We start from the raw sequence: 4383 nt of genomic DNA, 5'->3' as shown, positions 1-4383 counted from the left end.
GGACCAGATCGAGCGTCTGAAGCAAACTAGCGACACGCTTCACTAGTAAACCCCGTAACAGTGCAAAGTTTGATCGCACCCTTTCAGGCAGGGGTGAGCGCTGTTGCGCTCATCCCTGTTGGAAGGTGCGAAGCCGCGCAAGGACATTTGCGCGGCGCCTAGATTCCTGCGAGCTCGGCGACGTGATCCGCGATCGCGAGCGAGGAGGTCAGTCCCGGCGATTCGATACCGAACAGGTTGATCAGGCCTGCGACGCCGTGGTCGCGCGGGCCCTGCATCAGGAAATCCTGCGTGGCGACCGCCGGCGGCACGATCTTCGGGCGGATGCCCGAATAGCTCGGCATCAACGCGCCGTCAGGCAGCGTCGGCCAGTATCTCCGGATTGCCGGATAGAAGCGATCGGCGCGTGACGGATCGACCTCGTAGTTGATCGTCTCGATCCACTCGACGTCAGGGCCAAAGCGCGCCTGCCCTGCCATGTCCAGCGTCAGATGTACGCCGAGGCCGCCGGGCTCGGGCACCGGATAGATCAGGTGCGAGAACGGCGCCTTGGCATTGCAGCTGAAGTAATTTCCCTTGGCGAGATAGGCCCGCGGAATCCGGTCCAGCGGCATGCCGTCGATGTTGCGCGCCACTGTTGTCGCCGCGAGGCCCGCAGCGTTGACGAGCAGGCCGCATTGCAGCGCCATCGGTGCCTCGCCGCCGGCCTCGACCTTGATCACGCCGGCGGCCGCCTTGGCGCGGATCAGCGGGGTGTGAAACGCGAAGGCCGCGCCGGCTTCCTCGGCCTCACCGCGCAGCGAGAGCATGTAGGCGTGGCTGTCGATGATGCCGGTCGATGGCGAGAGCAGCGCGGCGTCGCAGGCGAGCGCCGGCTCCAGCGCGCGTGCGGCCTCGCCGGTGAGCAACTGCATGTCAAGCACGCCATTGGCCTCGGCGTGCGCCTTGATCGATTGCAGCTTCTCGGTTTCCTTCGCATTGGTCGCGACGATCAGCTTGCCGCAATTCTTATGTGGGATGCCGCGCTCGCCGCAGTATCGGTAGAGCGCGTGCTTGCCGCTGACGCACATGCGCGCCATCCAGCTGCCGGCGCGGTAGTAGATGCCGGCATGGATCACCTCGCTGTTGCGCGAGGAGGTGATGGTGCCGATGGCCTCGGCCTCCTCGAGCACGATGACCTCGCGCCCGGCCTGGGCCAGCTTTCGAGCCACCGCGAGCCCGACCACGCCGGCTCCGATGACGATGCAGTCGACCCTATCCATGGTTGTGCAGGAGGTCCGCTGGAAGCGCCGGTGGCATCAAGCCCGGGAACGACGGCGCGGGGTCATTTTCCGTTAAGGAAGCATTTATCATGTCAGGGCAATTGCCGTATTTCACGTCACATTTTTTCTGTTGCGCGTACAGGCGTTTACCCGATCCAAACCCGTGAAGCCAGACAATCCGACGTTGAAATCGCGGGTGGCTGATGGCTGAGAAGAACTGGCACGCGGACAGCACGATGCCGATTGCTGTGCAGGCCGTCGTGTGCCTGATCGGCACGGTCGCGCCTGCGCGTGCCTTGTCGGACAGCTTCGCTCCGCCGAGCTCGCTCGACAACCTCGATCCCAACCTGATCTGGGAAGCCCTGATCGGGGGCATCGTCGTCTGCGCGTTCCTGGTGGCAATCGCGTTGTGGATCCACTCCGCGCTGCGCCGCACCAGGCGGTCGCAGCTGCGGCGCAACGCCTTCGTCTCCTCCGCCATGAACAATCTCAACCAGGGCGTGGTGATGACCGATGCGCAGCGGCGCGTCATCTTCTGCAACGACCGCTATCTCGAGATCTATGGCCTGTCACGGTCGGATCTGTGGGCCAACATGAACGGCCACGACATCCTCGAGCTGCGGCGCAAGCGCGGGGTCCTCGGTGGCGTCTCCGACAAGGAGTTCTATGAGAAGGCGGCAAGCGGCAACGGTCTGAACACCGAACTGCCTGATGGCCGGGCCATCCTGGTGAAATATTTCGTGCTGCCGAACGGCGGCTCGGTGGCGACGCATCTCGACGTCAGCGAGGAGCGCAGGCTGTCGCGGCAACTCGCCTCGACCAAGCAGTTTCTGGAAACGGTGCTGGACAACGTGCCGGCCTGCGTCGCCGCGAAGAACATCGACGACGGCTGCTACATCTTCGCCAACAGCGCCTATGAGCGGTTCTGGGGTTTCACGCGGGACCAGGTCGTCGGCAAGAACGCGCGCGAGCTGTTTGCCCCCGTCTCCGTGGCCGCCATCGAGACGGCCGACCGGGCAGCGCTCAATTCGCCGGACGGCCAGTTCCGCAACGAGTTCGAGGTCGACCGCAGCGGCGCGCGGCGCATGGTGGCCTCGATCCGGATCACGGTCCGCAACGAGAACAACAAGCCCGAATTCCTGCTGATCGTGTTCGAGGACATCACCGACCGCCGCTCGCTGTCGCAGGAGCTGGAGAGCACCAAGAAATTCCTCGAGCTCGTCGTCGACAACATCCCGGTGGCGCTGATCGTCGAGCAGGTCAAGGACGGCCGCTATCTGCTCGCCAACCGCAGCGCCGAGACGATCCTCAACCGCAGGCGCGAGGAAGCCACGGGCCTGACCGCGTCCGACATCTTCAATCCCAAGGAAGCCAAGCTGATCATCGCGCGCGACGAGGCTGCGATCAAGAAGCGCGGGACGATCACCGAGGAGCATCCGATCTCCACCAAGGACGGCCTGCGCCTGTTCCTGACCCGGCGCGCCACCGTGCTCAGCGACGCCGGCGAGCCGCAATATCTGATCAAGACCCACGAAGACGTCACCGACCGCCGGCAGACCGAGTCGCGCATGGCGCACATGGCCTATCACGACGGCCTCACCGATCTGCCGAACCGCGCCGCCTTCCTGCAGGCGCTGACCCAGATGATCGAGGCCTGCGAAGGCACCGGCGAGGAGTTCGCCGTCCTCTGCGTCGACCTCGACGGCCTCAAGGAGGTCAACGACGTCTTTGGCCATGCACTCGGCGACAAGCTCCTGGTCGAGGTCGCCCAGCGGCTCCAGGATTCCGCGCGCGGCGGCGTGGTGGCGCGCCTGTCCGGCGACGAGTTCGGCCTGATCATCGACGGCAAGCAGCCGGAGGCGGGTCTTGCGCTGGCGCAGCAACTCGGCGAAGCGGTCGCGCGGGAATTCCAGATCGACGGCCGGCCGGTCCGCGCCGGCGTCACCACCGGCATGTCGATCTTCCCGCACAATGGCGCCGACGGCGCCTCGCTGCTCGCCAATGCCGGTGCGGCGCTGTTCCGCGCCAAGCAGAAATCGCGCGGTACGATCAGCCTCTACCAGCCGGAGATGGACCAGCAGATCCGCGATCGCCGCGTGCTGCATCAGGACCTGTCGATGGCGATCAAGAACGGCGAGCTCTCGCTCGCGTTCCAGCCGCAGGGCGCCGCCGGCCATAGCGTCGCCGAGAGCGAGATCATCGGCTTCGAGGCGCTGGCGCGCTGGCAGCATCCGGTGCGCGGCCAGGTCTCGCCGGCCGAATTCATCCCGATCGCCGAGGAAAGCGGCCTGATCGTCGAGATGGGCGAGTGGATCCTGCGCGAGGCTTGCCGCGAGGCGGCGTCCTGGCCCAAGCCGCTCCAGGTCGCGGTCAATCTGTCGCCGGCGCAGTTCATGCACGGCGACGTGGTCGGGCTGGTCCATTCGATCCTGATCGAGACGGGGCTGGCGCCCGGCCGGCTCGAGCTGGAGATCACCGAGGGCGTGCTGATCGAGGATTTCGACCGGGGCCTGGCGCTGCTGCGCCGGCTGAAGGCGCTCGGCGTGCGCATCTCCATGGACGATTTCGGCAGCGGCTATTCCTCGCTGAGCTATCTCCAGGCGTTCCCGTTCGACAAGATCAAGATCGACCGCGCCTTCATCATCAATCTCGGCCGCAACCCGCAATCGGCGGCGATCGTGCGCGCCGTGATCGATCTCGGCCACGGCCTCGAAATGTCCATCATCGCCGAGGGCGTCGAGACGCTCGACCAGCTGGCCTTCCTCGCCAAGGAGGGCTGTGACGGTGTGCAGGGCTATCTGCTCGGCAAGCCGCTGCCGATCGGGAAGTATGCCGGCCTCGTCGGCCGCGCCGAAGCCATGGAGCTCGCGCTCAAGACCGGCTAGAGCGTTTTCGAGCGAAGTGGAAACCGGCTCGCGTCAAGAAAACGCGTCAAAACGGGAATCCGGAGCCGCGTTCCGATACCATCGGAACGGAAATGGCTCTAGTGATGAGAGCGCTTCGTTTCGCTCCTTCTCGACGGCTTCATGGCGGATTACGACCTTGCGATCATCGGCGGCGGCCTGAACGGTGTCAGCCTCGCGCGTGATGCGGCCGGCCGCGGCCTGCGGGTCATTCTGTA

At 65.4% G+C, this 4383-nt stretch carries 2 protein-coding genes; one reads left to right on the top strand and one right to left on the bottom strand.

Going from position 1 to position 4383, the window contains the following annotated elements; translation table 11 throughout:
* Nucleotides 1–158: 158 nt before the first annotated feature.
* Entirely contained in the window at nucleotides 159–1262 is a 1104-nt protein-coding gene (locus AC1D00_RS29070) for an NAD(P)/FAD-dependent oxidoreductase (RefSeq protein ID WP_477013032.1), read from the bottom strand.
* A gap of 203 nt (nucleotides 1263–1465) precedes the next feature.
* Between AC1D00_RS29070 and AC1D00_RS29065 the strand changes: the two genes are divergently transcribed.
* Nucleotides 1466–4147, top strand: coding sequence for a sensor domain-containing protein (locus tag AC1D00_RS29065; protein WP_477013031.1), 2682 nt, complete (start codon nucleotides 1466–1468; stop codon nucleotides 4145–4147).
* The last annotated feature ends 236 nt before the right edge of the window (nucleotides 4148–4383 follow it).

Source organism: Bradyrhizobium sp. P2_E8, assembly GCF_056403875.1.
This window is presented reverse-complemented; position numbering and strand designations above follow the sequence as displayed.

Coding starts and splice junctions, on each gene's coding strand:
- AC1D00_RS29070 (WP_477013032.1), bottom strand. CDS start 1,262: ATGGATAGGGTCGACTGCATCGTCATCGGAGCCGGCGTGGTCGGGCTC.
- AC1D00_RS29065 (WP_477013031.1), top strand. CDS start 1,466: ATGGCTGAGAAGAACTGGCACGCGGACAGCACGATGCCGATTGCTGTG.